The 23,594-nt window shown below is 63.2% G+C and carries 22 protein-coding genes; 11 read left to right on the top strand and 11 right to left on the bottom strand.

Going from position 1 to position 23,594, the window contains the following annotated elements; translation table 11 throughout:
- Positions 1-107: 107 nt before the first annotated feature.
- The 4 genes from KMZ68_RS13330 to KMZ68_RS13315 form a co-directional block, all read right to left on the bottom strand.
- Positions 108-1,013, bottom strand: a complete 906-nt coding sequence (locus KMZ68_RS13330; protein WP_215611777.1) for a hydroxymethylglutaryl-CoA lyase — start codon at positions 1,011-1,013, stop codon at positions 108-110.
- A 19-nt stretch (positions 1,014-1,032) separates the two neighbouring features.
- Positions 1,033-3,039, bottom strand: a complete 2,007-nt coding sequence (locus KMZ68_RS13325; protein WP_215611776.1) for an acetyl-CoA carboxylase biotin carboxylase subunit — start codon at positions 3,037-3,039, stop codon at positions 1,033-1,035.
- 2 nt (positions 3,040-3,041) lie between these two features.
- Entirely contained in the window at positions 3,042-4,646 is a 1,605-nt protein-coding gene (locus KMZ68_RS13320; protein ID WP_215611775.1) for a carboxyl transferase domain-containing protein, read from the bottom strand.
- Positions 4,647-4,853: 207 nt separating this feature from the next.
- The gene (locus KMZ68_RS13315) at positions 4,854-5,159 is read right to left on the bottom strand and encodes an ETC complex I subunit (RefSeq protein ID WP_215611774.1); all 306 of its coding nucleotides are present in this window, start codon (positions 5,157-5,159) and stop codon (positions 4,854-4,856) included.
- A gap of 231 nt (positions 5,160-5,390) precedes the next feature.
- Here KMZ68_RS13315 and KMZ68_RS13310 point away from each other — a divergent pair, with 231 nt between their 5' ends.
- On the top strand, positions 5,391-6,542 hold the full coding sequence (locus tag KMZ68_RS13310) for an OpgC domain-containing protein (protein WP_215611773.1): 1,152 nt from the start codon (positions 5,391-5,393) through the stop codon (positions 6,540-6,542).
- A gap of 57 nt (positions 6,543-6,599) precedes the next feature.
- On the opposite strand, the gene KMZ68_RS13305 is transcribed toward KMZ68_RS13310, so the two are convergent.
- A complete protein-coding gene (locus KMZ68_RS13305) occupies positions 6,600-8,411 on the bottom strand; it encodes a carbamoyltransferase family protein (protein ID WP_215611772.1) in 1,812 nt (603 codons plus the stop codon).
- 354 nt (positions 8,412-8,765) lie between these two features.
- Here KMZ68_RS13305 and KMZ68_RS13300 point away from each other — a divergent pair, with 354 nt between their 5' ends.
- From KMZ68_RS13300 to KMZ68_RS13270, 7 genes are all read left to right on the top strand, one after another.
- Positions 8,766-9,053: a hypothetical protein gene (locus KMZ68_RS13300; protein ID WP_215611771.1), complete on the top strand. Its 288-nt coding sequence runs from the start codon at positions 8,766-8,768 to the stop codon at positions 9,051-9,053.
- A gap of 202 nt (positions 9,054-9,255) precedes the next feature.
- Positions 9,256-10,083 carry a universal stress protein gene (locus KMZ68_RS13295; RefSeq protein ID WP_215611770.1) on the top strand — a complete coding sequence of 276 codons (828 nt, stop codon included), beginning with the start codon at positions 9,256-9,258 and terminating at the stop codon, positions 10,081-10,083.
- Positions 10,084-10,097: 14 nt separating this feature from the next.
- Positions 10,098-10,925 (top strand): universal stress protein, encoded by an 828-nt coding sequence (locus KMZ68_RS13290; RefSeq protein ID WP_215611769.1) that lies wholly within the window; start codon positions 10,098-10,100, stop codon positions 10,923-10,925.
- 159 nt (positions 10,926-11,084) lie between these two features.
- Positions 11,085-11,498, top strand: a complete 414-nt coding sequence (locus tag KMZ68_RS13285) for a translational machinery protein (protein ID WP_215611768.1) — start codon at positions 11,085-11,087, stop codon at positions 11,496-11,498.
- Positions 11,499-11,622: 124 nt separating this feature from the next.
- Positions 11,623-12,615, top strand: coding sequence for an efflux RND transporter periplasmic adaptor subunit (locus tag KMZ68_RS13280; protein WP_249779355.1), 993 nt, complete (start codon positions 11,623-11,625; stop codon positions 12,613-12,615).
- Positions 12,612-13,847, top strand: a complete 1,236-nt coding sequence (locus KMZ68_RS13275; RefSeq protein ID WP_215611766.1) for an ABC transporter permease — start codon at positions 12,612-12,614, stop codon at positions 13,845-13,847. Before KMZ68_RS13280 ends, KMZ68_RS13275 begins: the two co-directional genes overlap by 4 nt.
- On the top strand, positions 13,844-14,554 hold the full coding sequence (locus KMZ68_RS13270) for an ABC transporter ATP-binding protein (RefSeq protein ID WP_215611765.1): 711 nt from the start codon (positions 13,844-13,846) through the stop codon (positions 14,552-14,554). The genes KMZ68_RS13275 and KMZ68_RS13270 overlap by 4 nt, the downstream gene beginning before the upstream one ends.
- A 22-nt stretch (positions 14,555-14,576) precedes the next feature.
- Here the strand turns inward: KMZ68_RS13270 and KMZ68_RS13265 are convergent, their stop codons facing one another.
- The 4 genes from KMZ68_RS13265 to ftsH all read right to left on the bottom strand — a co-directional run bounded on the left by KMZ68_RS13265 (position 14,577) and on the right by ftsH (position 19,939).
- Complete coding sequence (locus tag KMZ68_RS13265; RefSeq protein ID WP_215611764.1) at positions 14,577-14,780, bottom strand: hypothetical protein; 204 nt, start codon at positions 14,778-14,780, stop codon at positions 14,577-14,579.
- Between the two features lie 28 nt (positions 14,781-14,808).
- Positions 14,809-15,273, bottom strand: a complete 465-nt coding sequence (locus tag KMZ68_RS13260; protein WP_215611763.1) for a baeRF12 domain-containing protein — start codon at positions 15,271-15,273, stop codon at positions 14,809-14,811.
- A gap of 156 nt (positions 15,274-15,429) precedes the next feature.
- The gene (gene mgtA, locus KMZ68_RS13255) at positions 15,430-18,003 is read right to left on the bottom strand and encodes a magnesium-translocating P-type ATPase (RefSeq protein WP_249779354.1); all 2,574 of its coding nucleotides are present in this window, start codon (positions 18,001-18,003) and stop codon (positions 15,430-15,432) included.
- Between the two features lie 91 nt (positions 18,004-18,094).
- On the bottom strand, positions 18,095-19,939 hold the full coding sequence (ftsH, locus tag KMZ68_RS13250) for an ATP-dependent zinc metalloprotease FtsH (RefSeq protein ID WP_215611762.1): 1,845 nt from the start codon (positions 19,937-19,939) through the stop codon (positions 18,095-18,097).
- 151 nt (positions 19,940-20,090) lie between these two features.
- On the opposite strand from ftsH, the gene KMZ68_RS13245 reads away from it, so the two are divergent.
- Together KMZ68_RS13245 and KMZ68_RS13240 are read left to right on the top strand one after the other, a co-directional pair.
- Positions 20,091-20,273, top strand: a complete 183-nt coding sequence (locus tag KMZ68_RS13245; protein ID WP_371741326.1) for a ChaB family protein — start codon at positions 20,091-20,093, stop codon at positions 20,271-20,273.
- A 133-nt stretch (positions 20,274-20,406) separates the two neighbouring features.
- Complete coding sequence (locus KMZ68_RS13240; protein ID WP_249779353.1) at positions 20,407-21,006, top strand: hypothetical protein; 600 nt, start codon at positions 20,407-20,409, stop codon at positions 21,004-21,006.
- Between the two features lie 15 nt (positions 21,007-21,021).
- On the opposite strand, the gene KMZ68_RS13235 is transcribed toward KMZ68_RS13240, so the two are convergent.
- Both KMZ68_RS13235 and KMZ68_RS13230 read right to left on the bottom strand, forming a co-directional pair.
- Complete coding sequence (locus KMZ68_RS13235) at positions 21,022-21,684, bottom strand: phosphoribosyltransferase (RefSeq protein ID WP_215616320.1); 663 nt, start codon at positions 21,682-21,684, stop codon at positions 21,022-21,024.
- Positions 21,684-22,304, bottom strand: coding sequence for a dienelactone hydrolase family protein (locus tag KMZ68_RS13230; protein ID WP_249779352.1), 621 nt, complete (start codon positions 22,302-22,304; stop codon positions 21,684-21,686). Before KMZ68_RS13230 ends, KMZ68_RS13235 begins: the two co-directional genes overlap by 1 nt.
- 335 nt (positions 22,305-22,639) lie before the next feature.
- Between KMZ68_RS13230 and KMZ68_RS13225 the strand changes: the two genes are divergently transcribed.
- Complete coding sequence (locus KMZ68_RS13225) at positions 22,640-23,590, top strand: hypothetical protein (RefSeq protein ID WP_249779351.1); 951 nt, start codon at positions 22,640-22,642, stop codon at positions 23,588-23,590.
- Positions 23,591-23,594 lie beyond the last annotated feature (4 nt).

Below are 23,594 nucleotides of genomic sequence, written 5' to 3'. Positions count from 1 at the left end.
CGGAAAATGTTCCGATTTCATGTTGCAGGGCCATTCCAGGGCCGTCGGAAAGGCGCAGAAGCCTCGCCGCTTCCAGATAGGTCGCACTCCTCACCATCCGGGATCGGCTACCCCACCCGCCCCTTCGCATTCATCGCCGACGCCACCCGGCTCGCCGGCGGGCGGCCGATCAGCCGGCTGATCTCGTTGGTGGCCGCCACCAGTTTCGCCATATCGACCCCGGTGGCGACGCCCATGCCTTCCAGCATGTAGACCACGTCCTCGGTGGCGACGTTGCCGGTGGCGCCCGGCGCATAGGGACAGCCGCCGAGGCCGCCCGCCGCGGAATCGATCACGCGGCAGCCCTCTTCCATTCCCGCATAGAGATTGGCCAGCGCCTGGCCGTAGGTGTCGTGAAAATGCATCGCGAGCTTCGCCATCGGAACGCTGCCGGCCACCGCGCGCAGCAGTTGCCGCGCCTTCAGCGGCGTGCCGACACCGATGGTGTCGCCGAGCGAGACCTCATAGCAGCCGAGATCCCACAGCTTCCGCGCGACGTCGACGACGGCCTGCGGCCTGACCTCGCCGTCAAAGGGACAGCCGAGCACGCAGGAGATATAGCCGCGCACCCTGATGCCGTCGGCCTTGGCGCGCGCGATCACCGGCTTGAAGCGCTCGATCGATTCGGCGACCGTGCAATTGATGTTGGCGCGCGAAAAGCCTTCGGAAGCCGAGGCAAATACCGCGATCACCCGGGCGCCCGACGCGCACGCGGCCTCGTAGCCCTTTTCGTTCGGCACCAGCACGTGGAATTCGTTGCCGACATGATCGATGACGCCGCGCAACACCTGATCTGAACCAACCATCTGCGGAATCGCCTTCGGCGACACGAAGGCCCCGACCTCGATGGTGTGCAGCCCGGCGCCGATCAGCGCCTCGATGAAGGCGATGCGGTTCTCGACGCTGACGGGCGTCCTCTCGTTCTGCAGGCCATCGCGGGGGCCCACTTCGACGATGCGGACGGAATCGCTCATGGTGATCTCGCGAAGCTGTTCACGAAGCCGCCGGCTCGACCTCGGCGAGTTCGACACCCTCGCCGACGATATCGCCGACCTTGCACTTGATCGTCTTCAGCACACCCGCGAAGGGTGCGCGCAGGGTCTGCTCCATCTTCATTACTTCGAGCGTGAGGATCGGCGCGCCCTTCTCCAGGCTGGCGCCGACTTCCGCCAGCAGCGCCACCACGGTGCCCGGCAAGGGCGCCACGATCTTGTCCTCGCCGACCTGCTCTTCGGTCTCACCGCCGAACGGATCGACCCAATGCAGCTCGAAGCGGCCGTTGCGGGTGCGCAGATAGAGTTCATGGCCTTCGATCACGGCGAAGACGTGGGATTTGATGCCGTGCAGCCTGAGCTCAAAACCGCCGGCAGCGTCGGGCGAGGTGGTGAAGGCCAGTTCGCGCTCGCCGATCGACAGCGTCGCGGGGCCGTTGCCGTAGGTCAGGGTGACCCTATGTTCGGCCCCCTGCCCGTGCCGGAACGTAAACACCCGCTGCCGCCGGCCGACCGGCATCCAGCCCGACGTTCGCCACGGTGAATGCGCCTCGGCGCCCGCGGCCTTCGCTTCCTCGGCCAGGATCGTCACGACAGCCGCGCCGAGTTCGAGATCGTGCGGAGCCGGAGCCGCCGGCGTCAGGTTCTTCAGTTCGCGCTCGATGAAACCGGTGTCGATGGTGTTGGCGCGCACGTCGGGATGCGTCACCAGCGCCGACAGGAAGGGAATGTTGCTGACGATGCCGCGAACGTCGGTCTCCCCGAGGCCGCGGTTGAGCCGTTCGATCGCCTCGTCGCGGGTCGGCGCCCAGGCGATCACCTTGGCCAGCATCGCGTCATAATGCGGCGAGACCGCGTCCCCCGCGCGATAGCCGGCGTCAATCCGCAGGCCGTTGGTTTCCGCCGGCGTCCGCCAAGTCCTGATCCGGCCGACCGAGGGCATGAAATTCTTGTGCGGGTTTTCGGCATAGACCCGAGCCTCGATGGCGTGGCCGATGAGCGTGATCTGATCCTGCGTCAGGGGCAGCTTTTCGCCGAACGCCACCCGCAGCTGCCATTCCACGAGATCGATGCCGGTGATCAGCTCGGTCACGGGATGCTCGACCTGCAGCCGCGTGTTCATCTCGATGAAGAACACGTCCTTGCCGTCGGACACGAATTCGATGGTGCCGGCGCCGACGTAATTCACCGCAGCCGCAGCCTTGCGCGCGGCGGCGCATACCGTCTCGCGCTGGGTCGCATCCAGCGTCGGCGAAGGCGCTTCCTCGATCACTTTCTGGTGCCGCCGCTGCAGCGTGCATTCGCGCTCGAACAGCGACAAGAGATTGCCATGGCTATCGCCGATGATCTGCACCTCGATGTGGCGCGGATTCTGCACGAATTTCTCGATCAGCATGCGGTCGTCGCCGAACGCGGCCTTGGCCTCGCGCTTGGCGCTGACGATCGAAGCGGCCAGCTCAGTGGCCGAACGCACGATCCGCATGCCGCGGCCGCCGCCGCCGGCGGAGGCCTTGACCAGCACCGGAAAGCCGATCTTGTCGGCCGCCTGTGCCAATGTCGCCTCGTCCTGGGCGTCGCCGTGATAGCCGGGCACCAGCGGCACGCCGGCCTGCTCCATCAGCATTTTCGAACCGGATTTCGAACCCATCGTCCGGATCATGGCGGCGGTCGGGCCGACGAACACCAATCCGGCGTCGAGGCAGGCTTGCGCGAATTCGGCGCTCTCCGACAGAAAGCCGTAGCCGGGATGCACGGCCTCGGCGCCGGTCTTGCGCGCCACCTCGATGACCCGTTCGACGTTGAGATAACTGTCGCGGGCCCGCGCCGGTCCGAGCAGGACGGCTTCATCGGCCATGGCAACATGCATGGCCTCGGCGTCGGCCTCGGAATAGACCGCGACCGTGCGCAGTCCCATCGCTTTGGCGGAGCGGATCACGCGGCAGGCGATCTCGCCGCGGTTGGCGATCAGCAGGGTGTGAAACCGCCGGTACTGCGCTTGCGATTTCATCGTCACATCCTGAACAGGCCGAAGCGCGTCGGCTCGATCGGCGCATTCGCCGCCGCCGACAGGCCGAGGCCGAGCACCAGCCTTGTATCGGCTGGATCGATCACGCCGTCATCCCAGATCCGGGCGGTGGCGTAATAGGGACTGCCCTGGCTTTCATACTGGTCGCGGATCGGCTTGCGGAACTTGTCTTCCTCTTCAGTCGACCAGGTATCGCCCTTGGCCTCGATGTTGTCGCGCCGGACCTGGCTCAGCACCATCGATGCCTGTTCGCCGCCCATCACGGAGATGCGGGCGTTGGGCCACATCCAGAGGAAGCGCGGGCTGTAGGCGCGGCCGCACATGCCGTAATTGCCGGCGCCGTAGGAGCCGCCGATCACGACGGTGAATTTCGGCACGCCGGCGGTGGCCACCGCCGTCACCAGCTTGGCGCCGTCGCGCGCGATGCCGCCGGCCTCGTATTTCTTGCCGACCATGAAGCCGGTGATGTTCTGCAGGAACACCAGCGGGATATTGCGCTGGCAGCACAGCTCGATGAAATGCGCGCCCTTCAGCGAACTCTCGCTGAACAGGATGCCGTTGTTGGCGATGATGCCGACCGGATAGCCCCAGATATGGGCGAAGCCGCAGATCAGGGTCTGGCCGTAAAGCTTCTTGAATTCGTCGAATTCCGATCCGTCGACCAGCCGCGCGATGATGTCGTGCACGTCGAACGGCTTGCGGCCGTCGGCGGAGACGACGCCATAGATCTCTTCCGGCGCAAACAGCGGCTCGCGCGGCGCGCGCATGTTCAGATTAGCGCGTGTCGGCTGCTTCAGCGTGGCGACGATGCGCCGGGCAATGCCGATGGCGTGACTGTCGTTCTGGGCGTAGTGGTCGGTGACCCCGGATTGCCGCGAGTGCACGTCGGCGCCGCCGAGTTCTTCCGCCGTCACCACCTCGCCGGTCGCCGCCTTCACCAGCGGCGGACCGCCGAGAAAAATCGTGCCCTGATTGCGTACGATGATGCTCTCGTCCGACATCGCCGGGACATAGGCGCCGCCGGCGGTGCAGGAACCCATCACGATGGCGATCTGCGGGATGCCCTGCGCCGACATCTGCGCCTGGTTGTAGAAGATGCGGCCAAAATGCCGCTCGTCCGGAAAAATCTCGTCCTGCATCGGCAGGAAGGCGCCGCCGGAATCGACCATGTAGACGCAGGGCAGATTGTTCTGCCGCGCGATATCCTGGGCGCGCAGATGCTTCTTCACCGTCATCGGGTAATAGGTACCGCCCTTGATGGTCGCATCGTTGGCAACCACGACGCATTCGCGCCCCGATATCCGCCCGACGCCGGTGATGACGCTCGCCGAATGCACGTCGCCGCCATAGAGGCCGTGCGCCGCCAGCGGCGATAATTCGAGAAACGCCGTGCCGGGATCGATCAGAAGATCGACGCGCTCGCGCGCCAGCATCTTGCCGCGCGAGGTATGCCTGTTGCGCGAGACTTCGCCGCCGCCGCCGGCCACGGAATCGAGCTTTTGACGAAGTTCGGCGACCAGCGCGCGCATGACCTCGGCGTTGCGGGCAAAATCGGACGAGGTGGTGTCGATCGTGGAATGAAGCGGCATGTTTTTCCGCAGTTATGGTGCGCCGCAATCCGGCATCGGGCTTGCGTTAAGATGTCATTGGGTCGCCGTCTGGCGCAACCTCGACTTTGCGAAGGGATCGTGCCCGGGGCGACACTAGCGCTATTAGGTCAAAACGCCCCTCTGAAATGTCTTTTTCCCGACATTCCCTCCGGCAATTTCACGGCCTCGCCAAATGGATGCCGCCCCCTAGTGGGTCCAGGGTTCGCCGCGCCGGAATGCAAAATTGTCGGCATAGGCGGCCTGGCGGCGGGCCGGCTCCTTCGGCTCGATCACCTGGTAGGGGATGCCCTCGCGCTCGCAATAGGCTACGGCGTCTTCCTTGGTGTGGAAGCGAATGGTGAGCTGCTGCTTCATGTCGCCGGACGAGGTCCAGCCCATCAACGGCTCGATCGCCCGCGGCTGCTCGGGCTCGTAATCCAGCTGCCACTCCCTGGTCTTGGCCTTCCCCGATTGCATCGCGTTTTTGGCGGGCTTAGAGATGCGTGCGGTCATGGATGGTCGGGCCCCGTTGGATCTGCGGCATGTAAGCGCGTGGTGGAAACGGCCGGGATAGTATAGAGACACCTTTCAGGAATTTGATCGGTGATTCTGACCCCGGATGGTACATTTTCCGGATCGGTATAGTCATTATGCTGCGTTGTGACAATCTTGGCCGGCCGCGCGGCTGAGGCCCCCCTCGCCTGCGGCTCGATATCATCCAAAGCATCGCTTCGAAACGGACCCATGAAAATCAACGCCACCCTGCCCGAAAAAGGACGCGACCTCCGGCTCGATCTGTTTCGCGGCGTCGCGAACTGGGCGATTTACCTCGATCACATCCCCGACAATGTCGTGAACTGGATCACCACCCGGAATTATGGTTTCAGCGATGCCGCTGATCTGTTCGTCTTCATCTCCGGCTATACCGCCTCCTTTGTCTACGCCCGGATGATGATCGAACGCGGCTTCATCGTCGGCGCCACCCGCCTGACCAAGCGGGTCTGGCAGCTCTACGTCGCCCACGTCTTCCTGTTCGTGATCTACATCGTGGCGATCGGTTACGTTGCGCTACGTTACAGCGATCCGGAGATCATCAGCGAATTCAACCTCGCGGGCCTCGCCGGCGACCAGGCGATCGAAACGCTGCGCCAGGGCCTGCTGCTCAAGTTCAAGCCCGTCAACCTCGACGTGCTCCCGCTCTATATCGTGCTGATGGGATTGTTTCCGCCGGTGCTGTGGCTAATGCTGCGCCAGCCCGACCTGACCATGCTGGCATCGATCGCATTGTGGCTCGCGGCCCGCTATTTCGAATGGAATTTCCGGGCCTATCCTGCCGGGGCGTGGTACTTCAATCCATACTGCTGGCAGGTGCTGTTCGTATTCGGTTCATGGTGCGCACTCGGTGGCGCCAAGAGGTCTCGCTGGCTCATCGATCTACCGATCACGCTGTATCTGTGCATCGCCTATTTGATCCTTGCGCTGGTCATGACGATGGCCGGCAAATTCCCGGATTTCGGTGCGCTGTTCCCGCACTGGCTCTATTCGACCTTCAATCCGAACGACAAGACCTTCCTGGCGCCCTACCGCTTTCTGCATTTCGTGGTGATCGTGATCATGGTGATCCGTTTCGTGCCGAAGGACTGGCCGGGCCTGGAATGGAAGGTGTTCGATCCGCTCGTGGTCTGCGGCCAGCAGTCGCTCGCCGTGTTCTGCGTCGGCGTATTCCTGTCCTTCGTCGGGCATTTCGAACTGATGATGAGCTCGGGCTCGCTGTTCGCGCAGATTTTCGTCAGCGTGACCGGTATCGCGATGATGACCTGCGTCGCCTACTACATCTCCTGGTCGAAAAGGCAGGACAAGCCGCTGCCCAAACCCGCGGCGGCCAAAACCAGCTGATATCAGGCTGAATTCGCCCCGGGAGGGCCGCGCCGGCGGATCAGGCGGAGCGGCCGGTCATGCCGGGCGGGTGCTCGACAGCACCAGGTTGGCCACATCGGTGTAAATGCCGACCAGCGGTCCGACGACCCTGTGCCATGCGTTTTTCGAGACCACGGTGTCGTGCAGGATCAGGTTGTCGATCCCCGTCGTCAGGAAGCAGATCATGGCGTCGCGCGGCGTTTCCACGATCGGTTCGCCCTTGACGTTGAATGACGTATTGATCAGCACGGGAACCCCGGTCAGCGCCTCGAACTCCTTCAGCAGGCGGTACAGTACCGGATTGGTCTCCGCGCGGACGGTCTGAACGCGCGCGGTTCCGTCGACATGAACGATCGCCGGAATCCGGTCGCGCCACTCCGGACGGACGCGCTTGGCGATCAGCATGAACGGCGAATCCTCGTCGCCTTCGAATATCTCTCCGGCCCGTTCGGCGAGAACGATCGGCGCGAAGGGACGGAACGGCTGGCGGTGCTTGACGCGGCTGTTCAGGATGTCCTTCATGCCAGCCTTGCGCGGGTCGGCCAGCAGGCTGCGATTGCCGAGCGCGCGCGGTCCGAATTCGGAAGCCCCCTGGAACCAGCCGATCACCTTCTGCTCGGCCAATAGTTTTGCCGTGTCGCGGCAGATATCTTCGCTGCGCACCGCCGAGGTTTGAATGCGCACCAGAAACTTCGCGCCGGCGTCGCTGACGTCCTGATCGGTGTAGCGTCTGCCGACATAGGAATGATCCATCACGAAGGCGCGGCGCCGTTTCAGAATTTCGAGCCAGCCGTAATAGGCGCAGCCGATCGCGATGCCGTCATCGCCGGCCGCCGGCTGGATCCAGACGTTCTCGAACCCGGCCTCCCGCGCCACACGGCCATTGGCGACGCAGTTCAGCGCGACGCCGCCGGCGATGGTGAGGTTCTTGGCGCCGGTTGTTTCGCGCAGCCACCGGGCGCGGGCGAGCAGCACGTTTTCGGTGTCGTCCTGCACCCGCCAGGCAATATCCTCCCAATGCCGCATCGACGGGCTGGTTTCCCATTTCTCGTCGCCGTCCATGACGTAGGGCTGGTTGAATTCCCTGGTCCAGTGCGGGACGTGCAGCTTGCCGTCGGTCAGTTCGAGCAGATGCCTGACCTGCTCCTTCCGGCCATATGGTGCGAGCCCCATCAGCTCACCGCACTTGTTCCAATCGCCGAAAATGTAGGTCGAGGCCCGGCTGTAGAGCGCGCCAAGTCCGGGCATGTTGTAGAATTCGTCGCTCAGGAAGCCGCGATCGGGCTCCATCCAGACCTTCTTCAGGCATTCGAGTTTCGAGCCGCTGAACTTGTAATAGCTCTCGGACTCGCGGGCGAGCGGCGTGGCGGTGTCGGTCGGCGGATAGGGCTCCATGACGTCGGATTGATAGCTGCCGACGCCGTCGACGATCATGACGACGCCTTCCTCGAACGGCGATACCGCAAAGGCGCTGTAGGCGTGCGCCAGATGGTGGGAGATCGAGACAACTTTATCGGAATGCGACAGGTACAGCGGATGCTTTGGAGCCCCGGCACGCTCGTGTGGGGGCAGGAAGCCCGGCATGTCCTGATAGACCAGCCGTTCCTCCATTTCCGGGACTGGAAGAATGTAGCAATTGCGGACGACCAGATCGACGTCGTCAAGCGTAATGCCCTCGGCATTCAGGCAATAGTCGATCACCTCCTGGTAGAATCCCGTAGCGTGCTTTTCGCGCGTGATCCGTTCCTTGGCGATCGCGAAGGCAATGGCGCCGTCGCGCAGCAGGCAGGCACTCACATCGTGGTCGTAGGTATTCAGGCCGAGAACATAGGTGTGTTGTTTGGGCATCGGCACTCTTTTGAGGGGATCTGATTTGATCTGGATCAATGTCGGGACGCGAGGGGCAATCCTAGTTTTGCCAGGATTCGTTTGGGCAGGATTGGTGCACATTTTGGCGGAATCGGCGCATCGTCGAAGGCGGGGATGGCGCAATGCACAATTTGTTCAAATGCAGTCGGATGTTTGAACCTCTTTCCCATGTTCGGCCGACAGACACCGTAACTTGACCTCACTTGAGCTTCCCAATAGCATGTTGAAAAGTCACAAGAACAACATTTTTCTGGTGAACTTATAAGCTGCCGGAGAATTTGGCTGAGATCGGCTGAGAGTTGACGGCGATTGGAATGACCCAGGAGATCCCTAATGGCTAAACGCTACAATATCGTTTCGCGCATCATCGCCGCGGCGGCTTTGGTCTTCGTTTACATGGTCAGCGTCGTCGGCACGTCGGGTCTCTTCCTGGCGGCATCCACTTCGTCGGCGGAAGCCCAGTGGGGCCGCGGTCGAGGCCGCGGCTATTATCGTGGCAGGGGCTATTATCGCGGCAGAGGCTATGGTCGCGGCTATGGCATCTATGTCGCGCCCCCAATCGTGCGCGGTCGCGGCTGCTATTTCAGCCCGCGCTGGGGCCGGGTGATCTGCCCGTATTGATTGCAGTTTGAATCGGCGTATTCGCTACGCCCGATAGGAACAGAAAATCAGGTGCGTCGGTCAACCGGCGTGCCTGATTTTTTTTGGATTGGGCTCGACCAGCGTCGGGCGTCTGGCATGAGATAGATCAAAATGCCCCGGGCATCGGCGGGCATAATCGTTTCCTGTGAAATCAGGCCACCTAGCCAGAAAGCGACCCAGCATGTTGAACGATATCGCCGTCCTTCTTCCCGTCGATCGGCCGGCCGGCCCTCTGATCGACTGCGCCGCGGCAGTCGCCGGTCTCTTCGAAGCCCATCTCGACGGCATCGCATGCGCCTATCAGGCCCTGAATCCGATGATTGCGTTCGAGGCATCCGCCGTCGTCATGGCCGCTCAGTACGAAACCGGCGTCGAGCAGGCCGCCGTCGTGCTCGACCAGTTCGAGATCGTGACAAGACGCCTCAATATTCCACATGACGCCAAGAGCACGTTCAACGTTTCCTATGCCGCGACCCGCACCGTGACCGAACTGTCGCGCCTCTACGATCTGAACATCGTCGGTCAACCCGACAGCTCGAAGCCGAGCCAGACCGATTTCATCTCGGAGGCGGTGCTGTTCGGATCTGGACGGCCGATGCTGATGGTGCCCTATATCAACCGGGGTGCTTTCAAGGCCGATCGCGTGCTGATCTGCTGGGACGGTCGCGCGCCGGCGGCGCGGGCGGTCCAAAATGCCGGACCGTTTCTGCGCAAGGCGAAGGCCATCGACGTCGTGACCGTCAACGAGGATGAAGATACCGTCGGCGAAGCATCATTGGCGGCATTTATCACCCACCTCGCCCGGCGCGATTTGCCCGCAACCCCTCACCGGCTGACGGCAGCCACATCCAATATCCACAACGCGATTCTGTCACTGGCCGCCGACAACGACACCGATCTGATCGTGATGGGCGGCTACGGGCATTCCAGATTTCGGGAGTTCGTCCTCGGCGGCGCGACGCGCGGCATGTTCGAATCGCTCACCGTCCCGGCGTTGATTTCGCACTGAACCGGGAGGGCGGCGTGACGTACAAGACGGTCATGGTGCATCTCGACCTCGAACAATACAGCGAGCCCGCCCTGCGCGTGACCTGCGAGCTGGCCGACCGGTTCAAGTCGAAAGTGATCGGAGTCACCGCCGGCCTTCCCAACGTGCCGATTCATGCCGACGGCATGATCGCGTCGAACGTGCTCGAAGCCGATTACGAACAGCTGAACCAGGCCATCGGCCGCTGTGAGAGTCACTTCCGGTCGGCACTGAAGGACTTCAACGGTGCGCTGGAATGGCGCTCGGACGCCGCCTACCCCGCGGATTTTCTCGTGCAGGAAGCCCGGGCCGCGGACATCCTGGTGGTCGGCCGCGCCGAGAATTATAATCGGCTCGGACCAAACCATCTGCTCGAGATCGGCGACGCCGTCATGAAGGCAGGCAGGCCGGTATTGGTCGTGCCGCCCCACAGCACCTGCCTCGCCTTCAATCGCATCCTGATTGCGTGGAAGGATTCCGCCGAGGCGCGGCGGGCGCTTCCGGCGGCGCTTCCGCTGCTCAAGCGAGCCAAGGAACTGATCATCGTCGAGATCGCCTCCGACGAGAGCGAGCGGAGCGCTGCCAATGAGCGCGTCGCCGACGTGGCGAAATGGCTCCAGCGCCATAACGTCCCGGCGTCGGCGCGGGTCGAACCGTCCGCCGGCGCCCCCGGCAGCCAGCTCGAAGCCATCGCGTCCGAAGCGAGGGCCGATATCATCGTCGCCGGAGCTTACGGACACACCCGTCTGAGCGAGTGGATATTCGGCGGGGTGACGCGCCACCTTCTGCAGCACAGCTCGATCTGCACGCTTCTGGTCCACTGATCGCGGCAGGACATCATCGGTTCGATTGACTTGAATCAATCGACCGATTCCGCATTGCGGTATTTTTTCTTTTAATACGCCGTGGGGCTCAAAAATGCCTCATGCGCGCGTATCCATTCGGTTGATACCAGCCGATCGCTGCACAAAAAAGGATCGAATATGCCGACTCACTTCCACGCGATCGTCTGGATCGATCATGAGCAAGCCAAGATGTTCCATGTCGGACGCACCGGCGATGACGAGATGGTCATGCACCCGCATCTGCCCACCAAGCACCTGCACCACAAGGCCGGCTCGATCGGCAGCGGCCATGCGGCGCCGGACAAGGAATTTCTGACGCAGGTCATGAACGCCGTCAGCGACGCCAGCGAAATCCTGATCATCGGCCCTGCCGGCGCCAAGGCGGAGCTTGCCAAATTCCTCCGCGAGCAACATTCGAAGATCGGCGATCGCATCGTTGCCGTGGAGCCCGCCGATCATCCCAGCGATCGCGAGATCGTCGCCTATGCCAAGAAGCATTTCAAAATCGCTCCCCCGAGAGTAGCGGCGGCAAGCGGGGCGACCAATGGCTAACCCCGTGCCGCGATCAGCCGGGGTTTGATCGATCATGGACATGAGGGTGGCGCCAACCGAAACGACGGAAACCGCAACCGGGCCGGCGGCGGACGACCGGCGTCCATCTCCGTGGAAACTGCTGATGGCGGTGATGCTAGCCGCCGCGCTGGCGGCCGTCGCGTGGTGGATGTCGCGCGGTCCGGCCATCACGGTGGTTCGGGTCACCCGCGGCGCCGCCGCTGAAATCGTCTATGCCACCGGCGCGGTCGAACCCGAGACCTGGTCGCGCTCGACGCCGCTGGTTCGCGGCCGCATCATCGAACGCTGCCGATGCGAGGGAAAAAGCGTCAAGAAGGGCGATGTCCTCGCCCGCCTCGACGACAAGGAGGCGCTGGCTACGCTGAACGACCTGCGCGCGCTGGAGGAATTCCAGCGCCGGGAATTTGACCGCCAGTCGCAATTGCTGGCGCGCGGAGTCGCGACCTCGCAGGCCTATCAGCGCGCCGAAAGCGACCTTGCCCGGATCCATGCCCAGATCGCCGCACAGGCCCAGCGGCTGGAATACTTCAAACTGGTCTCGCCGATGGACGGCACCGTCCTCAAGGAGGACGGCGAAGTCGGCGACATGGTCGACCCCGGCACGATTCTCTACCGCGTCGGCCTGGAAAAGCCGCTATGGGTGGTCGCCGACGTCAACGAGGAGGATATCCCCCGCGTTCAGGTCGGCCAGAAAGCGCTGCTGCGCACCGACGCCTTCGCCAATCAAGTGCTCCCGGGCTTCGTGAAACAGATTACGCCGGCCGGCGACCCCGTCTCCAAAACGTTCCGCGTCCGCATTGGCCTGCCCGAAGACACGCCGTTGCGGGTCGGCATGAGCGTCGAAGCCAACATCGTCAGCCGGGAGAAGCAGGATGTCCTGCTGGTCCCCGCCAACGCCGTGGTCAGCAACAGCCTGCTGACGATCAAAAACGATCGGGCGCGCCTGCACAAGGTAGAGACCGGCATTCGCGGCACAGGTTTCGTCGAGATCGTCGCTGGCGCCAGCGAGGGTGAACTGGTCGCCTCGCCTGCCACCACCAATATCAAGGACGGGTCGCGGGTCCGGCCGTTGCTCGCCGAGCCGGCCGTGCGGTGAACCTGATCCTGTCCATAGCCTGGACTCATGTCCGCCACCGCGCCCGCCAGACATTGGTGGCGATTGCCGGCGTCATGACCGGCGTCGGATTCTCCGTGATGATGGCGGCAATGATGGAGGGATCGCAGGACGATTTCATCCGGACCCTGGTCGACGCGCTGCCGCATATTTCGATCACCGATGAACTTCGGCAGCCGACGCGGCAACCGGCGGATATCGCCTACGCCGCCGCCGAATTCCACGGCCTGACGCCGGACGTCCGGCGCCCAGGCATCAAGAATCCGATGGCCACAATCGCGTCGCTGCATAGCTGGGTGCCGGGCGCGCTGACGCCGTCGGTACAGTCGAAGGCGGTGCTGCGGTTTGCCGGGCGCAACCTGACCATCTCGATCATCGGCATCGATCCCCGCACCGAGGCCGATGTCTCCAATCTGGCGACCCACATGAAGCAGGGAACGCTGCACTCGCTGTATCGCTCGTCCAACGCCATCCTGCTCGGCGACCGCCTTGCCAACAAGATCGGCGCGCGGGTCAACTCCAACATTACGCTGGCTTCCGCCGAAGGCGCCACCATGAACGCCACCGTGGTCGGCACCTTCCATACCGGCTTCCGCATGACCGACGAGACCACCGGCTATGTCCTGCTCAAGACCGCGCAGATCCTGGAAAAGCAGACCGGCATCGTCAACGAGATCCGCGTGCGCACCCACGATCCGATGGCGGCCCGCCTGATCTCGGAGCGGATCGGTGAACAGACCGGCTATAAGTCAATCTCCTGGCAGGAAGCCCAGGAGGATCTCCTGTCGGCGATCACGCTGCGCAACGTGCTGATGTATACCATCGTCGGCGCGATCCTCCTGGTTGCGAGTTTCGGCACCTACAACATCATTTCCACCATCACTCATGAGAAGACCCGCGACATCGCCATCCTGAAATCGCTGGGCTTCAGGGAGCAGATCATCCGGACCGTCTTCATCGTCGAGGCACTGCTGGTCGGTCTGGTCGGCGCCGTGCTGGGCTGGATCTTCGGCTATCTCCTGACCCGCGGGCTGGCGTCGCTGGAATTCAAGACCCCGTTTTCCGACTACAACCACCTGCCGGTGCTCTATTCGGTCAAACACTATCTGCTCGCCACCGGCGTGGCGCTGGTGTCGAGCCTGGTGGCCGGCTATTTCCCGGCCCGATCCGCGGCGCGGCTGCACCCCGTCGATATCATCCGGGGCGCGACATGAGCACGGCGCTGATCGAGGCCCGTGGCGTGACCAAGGTCCTCTCCGGGATCGTCCCGGTCACCCTGGTGCAGGACATCGACCTCTCCATCATGCCGCGCGAGTTCATCGCCATCACCGGTCCGTCCGGCTCCGGTAAATCGTCGCTGCTGTACCTGCTGGGGCTGTTGGATATTCCGACATCGGGCGCAGTCCTGATCGACGGCCATTCCACCACCGCAATGACCGAGGACGCGCGCGCGAAAGTGCGGCTTACCCGCCTCGGCTTCGTCTTCCAGTTTCATTTTCTGTTGCCGGAATTCTCGATCACCGAAAATGTCGCATTGCCGATGCGGGCGCTGGGCAAATTGTCGCCGCGCGCCATCACCGCACGCGCCGAGGAACTCCTGGAATCGTTCGGGCTCGGCGATCATCGCCACAAGACCCCGGATCAATTGTCCGGCGGCCAGCGGCAGCGCGTCGCGGTGGCGCGGGCGTTGGCCAACGATCCCCCCGTCATCCTCGCGGATGAACCGACCGGAAGCCTGGATTCGGTCTCCACCACGCAGGTATTCGGCATGCTGCGCGACTTGGTGGCGCTGCGCGGAAAGACCGTGGTCGCCGTCACCCACGATCTCAATCTGGCTGCCCAGATGCACCGCCGGATTCATGTCGTCGACGGCCGGCTGGCGAAGGACGAGAAGGTCGCCGTGTCCGGCGCCCCGTCATAGGTCCGGGCACACGACGACGCTTTCAGTCCTCGAATGCCGGCGGATCGGGCCGCTGATGCGGCTCGGCGCCTTCGATGGGCTGATTGTCCTCCGCGGGGATTTCGCGCTCGACGTCGACGCGATCCTTGTCGATCAGGCCCGGTGCCTCATCGGTTTGCTCCGAAGGCGGGCCCTTTCGCGGCGGCGACGCCGCCGCGGAATTCCTCGCTCTGCTTGAGTCGCGCATGTGCCCCTCCGCCGGCCGCCGCGATGCCTCAGTGCGAATTGGCATCGCCGGTCAGATGCTTCTCGATTTCCCACACCGGGTGCTTGGTCAGATCCTTGTTGATCTCGGCCACGATACAGGCCTTCACGTCGGCATGGAAAGCCTCGCGCAAATCGGCAAGCGTCCTCGGCGGAGCCACCACCACCAGCGCCTGCACCTTGCGCTCGCGGATCACCTGCTCCAGGGCGGCCGCAACCTTTCGTGCAAAATTGTGCTCTTCGATGTCGTGCCAGTCGGTCGGCTCGACAGTGCTCCTTTGGCCCGATTGCGAAGCCTTGCTGACGCGGCCCGGGCGCTCGGTGCCCTGGTCATGGCTGGACGGATGTTCCTCCGCAAAGACCGTCTCGGTCTTGAGATTGGGAAACTTCTCATCGCCATCATTGCGCAGGAACAGGGCCTTGCGGCCATCGCCGACGAACACGAAAGCATTATGCGGGATCTTGAGGTTGTTCATGTGGTCCTCTCGGAAATTCTGGCTCTCGCCAGCACGTTAGTAACGCTAGGGCCGCCGCAGTTTCCCGGCTTGATCAGTATCAAGGCGCGCGGGGGAAAACATTCTCATGTCGGCGCCCTTACCCGACCGGGAGCACGGAGCGGACCTTCCATCAGGTCAGCTAACCCGCATGCGAATGCCCCGCCTTGACTTGCCTCGATAGAACCAGAATTTCGCTGCTTCCGTCGCGGCAATGTAGCCGATGACGATCACAATGACGGTACCCATTTGGAGAGCTGAGAGCGGCACAAAACCGAACACCGCACCCGGGGAGCCGAGGAACGGGATCGCGATAGTGGCGGCGGCCACCGCAAGCGTAGTCCACAACAGCAAGCCGCTGGGCTTGCTGCGAAACGCGGGTTTGTGCGTCCGCAGCACAAGCACGACGGCAAGTTCAGTCAGCAGCGAGACTATGAACCAAAACGTCTGAAACGTGGGCTGATCGGCATGAAAGACCAGGAGCAGCACCGCGAATGTCATGAGGTCGAACACCGAGCTGATCAGCCCAAAGACCACCATGAAACGCTGAATTTCCCCGATGTGCCAGCGCTGCGGCCGGCGGACGCGGTCGCGATCGACATTGTCGCTCGAGATCGCGATCGACGGCACGTCGGAAAGAAAATTGTTCAGCAGAATTTGCTTGGCCGCCAGCGGCAGGAATGGAAGCAGCGGCGCCGCCAGCGCCATGCTCAGCATGTTCCCGAAGTTTGCGCTGGTGGTGATCGAAATGTATTTGAGCGTGTTGGCGAAGGTCCGCCTCCCGTCCTCGACGCCAACGCGCAGGACGTCGAGATCGCGGCTCAGCAGGATAATGTCGGCGCTCTCACGGGCGACATCCACGGCCTCCTCGACCGAGATGCCGACATCGGCGGCATGCAGAGCCGGCGCGTCGTTGATGCCGTCGCCGAGATATCCAACCGAGTGACCGGTTTTCTGCAGGGCACGGACGATCCGCTCCTTCTGCTGGGGATCGATTTCCACGAAGAGATCGGTCCGCGGCGCGAGGTGCCACAACGCCTCATCCCGGAGTTTCCCGAGGTCGCTGCCGGTGAGTATCGACTTCGCATTGAGGCCTACGGCTGCCGCCAGATGTGCCGTCACAAAGCGGTTGTCTCCACTGATGACCTTGATGCGAATACCCAGCCGGGCGAGATCCTCGATTGTTCGTTGAGCTTCCAGCTTGGGCGGGTCCAGAAAAACGAGAAACCCGCGAAAAGTCATGCCTTGTTCGTCATCGCGACCATAGTGCGGCTTGGCCGCGACCCTGCGGGTCGCCACAGCCAGCACCCGGAACCCCTCGGCCCCCTTGGCTTGAAAGACCGCATCGAGTTGAGCGCGTATTTCGATCGTGAGCGGGATATCGACGGCATCCCGTTCGAGCGATGAGCAGTTGTCGAGCACGTTTGAGAATGCACCCTTGGTAACGATAAGGTGCTGCGTCGGATTGCCGTCTTCCGCGACGACGATGGTTAGCCGGCGGCGAAGAAAGTCGTAAGGAATTTCGTCGATCTTCGTAAAGCCATCCGTCGTCAGGCCCGCGGATTTTCCTGCTGCTATGATCGCGGCGTCAAGCGGATTTTCGATACCGGTCTCGAATGCCGCATTGAGAAAGGCCAGCCGGCTGACCTCCTGAGATGACCGACCTTCGGGGTCGAGGACGCCGTTGAGAACGATGGTGCCCTCGGTCAGCGTTCCGGTCTTGTCGGTGCACAGAATATCCATGCTGCCGAGGTTCTCGATGGCTTCCAGGCGGCGGACGATGACGCCGCGCAGGCTCATGGCCCGGGCGCCGGCGGACAGGGTGACGCTGACGATCGCCGGCAACAGTTCGGGCGACAGACCGACCGCGAGCGCAACGGCAAACAGGAGGGACTCGATTACCGGGCGACCGAGAAGCAGATTCACGGTCAGGACGAACAGAACGATGACGATCATCGCGCGGATCAGAAGGTATCCGAATTGGCGCACGCCGCGCCCAAAATCCGTCTCAGGCTCGCGGGTTCTGAGCCGTGCCGCGATCGCCCCGAACGCAGTACGGTGACCGGTTTCGACAACGAGGACCTTCGCCGTTCCGCTTCGCACCGACGCGCCGAGAAAGACTGCATTGGTCCGGGCCGAGAGCGCGGTCTCCGGCTTGACGATCCCGGGCCGCTTTTCGACGGGAAAGGATTCTCCCGTCATGCTGGCTTCGGTAACCAGGAAATCCTCCGCCTCGATCACCAGTCCGTCAGCGGGAATCAAATTGCCTGCCGACAGCAGGATCAGATCGCCGGGCACGACAGCGCTCACGGGCACAACCAGTTCAACGCCGTCCCGCATGACGCGGCAGGTCAGCGCCAGCCGCCGTTTCAATTCCTCGACCGCCGTCGATGCCCGGTATTCCTGAAAGAAGCCGAGCAGCGTGCTTCCGGCCACGATCGCCAGAATGATGGCCGAGTCCACCCATTGCTGTAGCAGCAGCGAAATTGCAGCGGCAAATATCAGAATGAGAACGAGCGGACTCTCGAATTGGCGCAGAAGCAAACGCAGTGCGCTCAGCTGCGATTCTTCCTCAACGCTGTTGGGGCCGACCAGGCGAAGCTTCGCCGCGGCGGCCTCCGACGGAAGGCCTCCGGGGCCAGACCCTAACGCCGCGCTGAGCGCGGCGGCATCCTGGCTCCAATAGGGGGCATCAATGCCTGGACTGCTCATTTCGATCCTGGACTCAGACTCTGCTGGAGCTTGGCAGCGCATCCAAAAACTGGATTTCGCAGACGCTCTACGGCTCCTCACGCCGCGGCTTTCAAGCAGTCGCCTTCTCAGCTTCCCGCCCGGCTACCGGGCGCAACGGCGCGAATTCTTCCCCGGTCAGGGTTTCTTTGGCGATCAAGAGTTGCACGCCGGCATCGAGATCGGCCCGCCGCCTTTCGAGAATGGCGCGCGCGCAGGTGTCGCCCGCCTCGATCAAATCGCGCACGGCCAGATCGATCTCGCGCCCCGTCGCTTCCGCAGCGCTGACGACCGTATCCTGAAGGGACGGCAGGAAGGCCTGCGGCCGGGGCGCATACGTTCGCTGCCCCACTTTCGCATCCATGCCGTATTTCGTGACCATCTCGACGGCGATCTCGGTCGCCCGCTGCAGGTCGTCGGCCGCACCAGTCGAGACGTCGCCATCGAAGATCAGTCGCTCGGAGGCGCGACCGCCCATCAGCACGGCGATGCGGTTCTTGAGTTCGCTGGCCGAAAGCAGAAAACGGTCTTCGGTCGGTCGCTGCATGGTGTAGCCGAGCGCGCCGACGCCGCGGGGAATGATCGAGACTTTCTGCACGGGATCGACGCCCGGCAGGCTCGCGGCGACGAGGGCGTGACCCATCTCGTGATAGGCGACCCTGCGGCGCTCCTCCTTGCTGAGCACCCTGCTCTTCTTCTCGATCCCGGCAACGATCCGCTCGATCGCGATCGTGAAATCGTCGAACGACACATCTTCGGCATTGCGTCTGGTCGCGGCGATAGCTGCTTCGTTGATCAAATTGGCGAGATCGGCGCCGGTGAAGCCGGTGGTGAGAGCCGCGACCTTGTCGAGATCTACATCCTTGCCGACACGGATTTTCCGGACATGCACCTTGAGAATGGCGACACGGCCGCCCTTGTCCGGACGGTCCACCAGCACCTGCCGGTCGAACCGTCCTGCCCGCAGCAGCGCGGGATCGAGGATTTCGGGTCGATTGGTCGCCGCCAGCAGGATGACGCCCGCTGAGGGGTCGAAGCCGTCAAGTTCGGAGAGCAGCTGGTTCAGGGTCTGCTCTTTTTCATCGTAGCCGCCGAAGGCGCCGGGCGAGCGGCTGCGTCCGAGCGCATCCAGTTCGTCGATGAAGATGATGCAGGGCGCGGCCTTGCGCGCCTGCTCGAACAGATCGCGCACCCGGGCGGCGCCGACGCCGACGAACATCTCGACGAATTCGGAGCCGGAAATGGAAAAGAACGCCACCCCGGCCTCGCCGGCCACGGCCCGCGCCAGCAAGGTCTTGCCGGTGCCGGGCGGCCCGACCAGCAATATCCCTTTGGGCACATGGGCGCCAAGCCGACCGTAGCTCTTGGGATCTTTCAGGAAGGAGACCACCTCCTGCAGTTCGAATTTTGCTTCGTCGACGCCGGCGACGTCGGCGAAGGTGACCTTGGTGTCCTTCTCGACATAGACCTTGGCCCGCGACTTTCCGATCGACATCAGGCCGCCAAAACCCTGGCGATCCGCCAGCCGGCGCCCGAGGAATACCCAGATCAGGTAAAACATCAGCCCGGGCACGATCCATGACAGGATGGTCTGGAACAGCCCGCCCGACGGCACGCCGGTGACCTGAACGCCCTTGGCCTCCAGCTTTTCCGCCAACGCCGCGTCGACGCGCGCGGTGACGAAGGCCGACTTGCCGCTCGGCAACTTGTCCTTCAGTTTTCCATGGATGGTATCCTGGCCGACGGCAACCTCGGTGACATGGCCCTGGGCGACGAGCTGCTCGAATTCGCTGTAGGGAATGGTGTCAACGGTATTGTAGGTCGCCAGAACCCACTGCAGCAGCAGCATGCCGATGCTGGCAGCGACAATATAGCCGACGGCAATGTTCTGCTTGCGTGACGACGGGTCCGATTCCATTTCATTCTCCGGCCGGAATTCTCCTGAAATTTCTAACAGCCACGGGTTCCGGCCGCTTGCTCTGGATCAATTGGCGCAATCACGTGGCGTTTATGTAGATTTTGAGGCGTCTTGATACCGCCCGGCGTCGCATCGAACGCGGAGGGTTGGCTTGCCCTACCTGACAGTCGAAGATCTCCCCCAACCAATTCAGGCCCATTTGCCGCTGCATGCGCAGGAAATCTATCTCGGCGCCTCCAACAGCGCCTGGACGCAATATGCGGATCGCGGCCCCGAACAACGCGAGAGTACCGCGCAACCGCGTCGCCTGGGCGGCGGTCAAGCTCAAATATGAAAAATCCGGCGACCGCTGGATTTTGCGCGAGTCCGACTGACGGCCGGCGGCTCGCCACGCATCCCGATTGATCCCGATCAACATCGCCATCGCCGAACGATGCCACTGAAGCGCCACCCAAGGAGGCGAGATCATGATTGGCATCACTTTGAGTTCGGAACAGATTCGCACCGCTCCCCCGGAAGTCCGGCGCTGGATCGAGCGCGAGGTGATGACGTCCCTCGGATTGCAAGCCCCGCCGGCAGAGGGCGGCAAGACCCATGCCGAGCATCTGGCGATCTGCAGCGAGGAACATGCTGCCGCCATCCTGTCCCAGATTCAGGGCGTGCTGCCTGCCGTGAACGTGTTCTTCGAATTCGGCCGCCAGGGTGCGGTCTTCGGCCAGCCCAACATCGAGGCGTTCCGGCTGATCGACATCGCCCACCATGTCCGTCTCCCTGATGTGGCTCAGGTCGTGGCCTGCCTTGACCTCATCAACCAGGCGTTCGGCCGCGCCTGCGGCGATGCGAGTGCGAAATTCTGCGGCTTCGACCGCGAAGGCCATTGCTTCATCGCGGCAGAAACCCAGCAAAATATCCTGCGGCTGTGGCAGAAGGTGATCGCCAGCCAGCAGCTCGCGCGCGCGAGCCAGCAGGAGCCTGCCCCGGTCCGAGGACCCAGCGGCGCGGTCTCCAGCGCGGAGGCAGAAACGGAAGCAGAGCGGCCCGACAAGGAAGTGGGAATCGCGGACTAACGCCGGCCTGCACTCTCAGGCGATCGAAGTCTTTCCCTTGACCGGAAAGCGCTTCAGCGTTTCCACGACCTCCTCATCCCCGACCTGCCGGAAGTCCCGATAGAAATAGCCGATCGCGCCAAACAATTCCGGCATCTCCAGGCAAATCAGGGCATCGACTTCCCCGCGCAATCGCTCGATCGTGTCGGGGGGAGCCACGGGAACGGCAAGCACCAGCTCTTTCGGTTTGCGGTTGCGGATCGCCTGCAGCGCCGCCCGCGTCGTCGCGCCGGTTGCGATGCCGTCATCGACGATGATGACAACCTGCCCCGCAACCGGAGCCCGGGTGCGTTCTCCCAAATAGAGCTTGCGCCGGCGTTCGATCTCCGCCAGTTCCTCCGCGCACACCGCGTCGAACTCCTCCGCTGTGGTGCCCGAAAGCTCAATCACCTCCTGATTGCGAACCACGATCGGCGCCGGGCCGTCCACCACGGCCCCCATCGCCAACTCCGGTTGGGACGGCACGCCGATCTTGCGAACAAGGATCAAGTCGAGGGGAGCATCCAGCGCCTCGGCAACCTCTGCTGCGACGGGAACGCCACCGCGCGGCAAGGCGAGAACGACGGCATTGCGGCCCTTGTAGGCCGAAAGCGCATTGGCCAATCGGCGGCCGGCATCCGATCTGTCCCTGAATGTCATCATCGATGTGCATCCGATTTGCGATTCTTGACGCCGAGATGACGCTCGAACCAGTTCGCGGCGAGTTCGATAACGGCATCCAGCGCACCGGCTTCCGGAAAGAGATGCGTTGCGCCCGGCACGATCTCGATCGCCTTTTCGGATTCGAGACGCTGCAGCGCCCATTGGTTGAGTTCGATCACGCCGAAATCCTCACCTCCGACGATCAGAAGCGTCGGCGCCTTCACATCGGCCAGGATGTCGCCTGCGAGATCGGGACGTCCGCCCCGCGAAACCACGGCGCCGATGCGGTCGCCGAGCACGCCGGCCGCGACCAGCGCCGCCGCCGCACCGGTGCTGGCTCCGAACAATCCGATCGGCAGAGCGCTCACATCCGGTTCGTCGCCGGCCCAGCGCACCGCCTGCGTCAGCCGCTGCGCCAACAGCTTGATGTCGAACACATTGCGGCGCTCGCCCTCTTCTTCGGGCAGCAGCAGGTCGAACAACAAGGTCGCCATCCCCCGGCGATTGAGCGCTTCCGCAACCTGGATATTGCGCGGGCTGAGACGACTGGAGCCGCTGCCATGCGCGAAGATAATCAGGGCACTGGCTTGCGCCGGATACCTCAGGGCGCCGGCCATGCCAAGGGGCGGAATCTGCACATCCCGGGCGAAAGCGGTCGATGGACCCTTGTTCCCATCATCGCGGCTGAATGCCGGGGCTCGACGCATGACCGGTTCACTCCGTTTGACAACAAATGCTATCTCCCGGCCCGGGAGCGATCTTGATCAGCATCAAACCGGGCGGAATAGATCGAAATAGGCTTGGAACAATGGAGCCTTTGCAAACGCTACCGCAGGCCGGCAGATCTCCTTGCGATCGGGCCGCACCTACGCTCGGCGACAAGGTGCGGTTTCTCAGCCGGCCAGAAGCGTATTCCGGCGCGCCAGCGCCAGTTGTCGCCCGCGAGACCCACATGTCCTGGGTCTTCATGGCGGGGAATCGCGTTTACAAGCTCAAGAAGCCCGTTCGCTTCGCCTATCTCGATTTTTCAACCCTGGAACGGCGTGCGGCCGCTTGTCGCGCGGAATTCCTGCTGAACCGGCGGCTCGCCCATGACGTTTATCTGGACGTCGTCCCCCTGACCATCTCGCCGTCCGGTCTCGCCATCTCCGGCGACGGACCCGTGGTCGATTGGCTGGTGGTGATGCGCCGGCTCGAGGAGAATGCGACGCTGGAGGAGGCCTTGCGTGGGGGCTGGCTCAAGCCCCAGCAGGTCGACCGGGTCGCGGCTCGGCTCGGCGCGTTCTACGCGCATGCGCCGCGGGTCCAGCTCGACCCCGAGCAGTATCTTGCCGGATGGCAGAAGGCGCTCCGGGACAACTGCCGTGTGCTGTTCGACGCCCGCCTCGGCCTTCCCCAAGGGCGCGTGGAGCGGATCGCGCAGGTCCAGCGCCGCTTTTCCGCGAAACGCGCCGCGCTGCTGCTCGCAAGAATTCGCGCGCGGCGATACGTCGATGCTCATGGCGACCTTCGCCCCGAACATATCTGGCTCCGCGACGGCGTAACCATCATCGACTGCCTGGAATTCGATCGCAATTTGCGGGCGCTCGACCCCCTCGATGAGGTCGCCTTCCTGCATCTGGAATGTGAGCGCCTCGGCGGCCTGTGGGCTGCCGAGCGGATCAGGCTGCATCTGGCGCGTGCCCTCGATGACGATGACTGCAGCGGGCTTTTCCTGTTTTATCGCAGTCATCGGGCGATGCTGCGCGCGCGCCTGTCGATCGCCCATCTGTTCGACGCCAATCCTCGCACTCCCGAGAAATGGCCTCGCCAGGCCCGCATCTATCTCGAGCTTGCGGCCGCCGACGCCGCGCGCCTCGAACGTCTTCTCGGCGACCGCCGCAGGGTTCGGTCAAGCCGCTGAGACC

This window comes from Bradyrhizobium sediminis (genome assembly GCF_018736105.1).
GTDB lineage: Bacteria > Pseudomonadota > Alphaproteobacteria > Rhizobiales > Xanthobacteraceae > Bradyrhizobium.
This window is presented reverse-complemented; position numbering and strand designations above follow the sequence as displayed.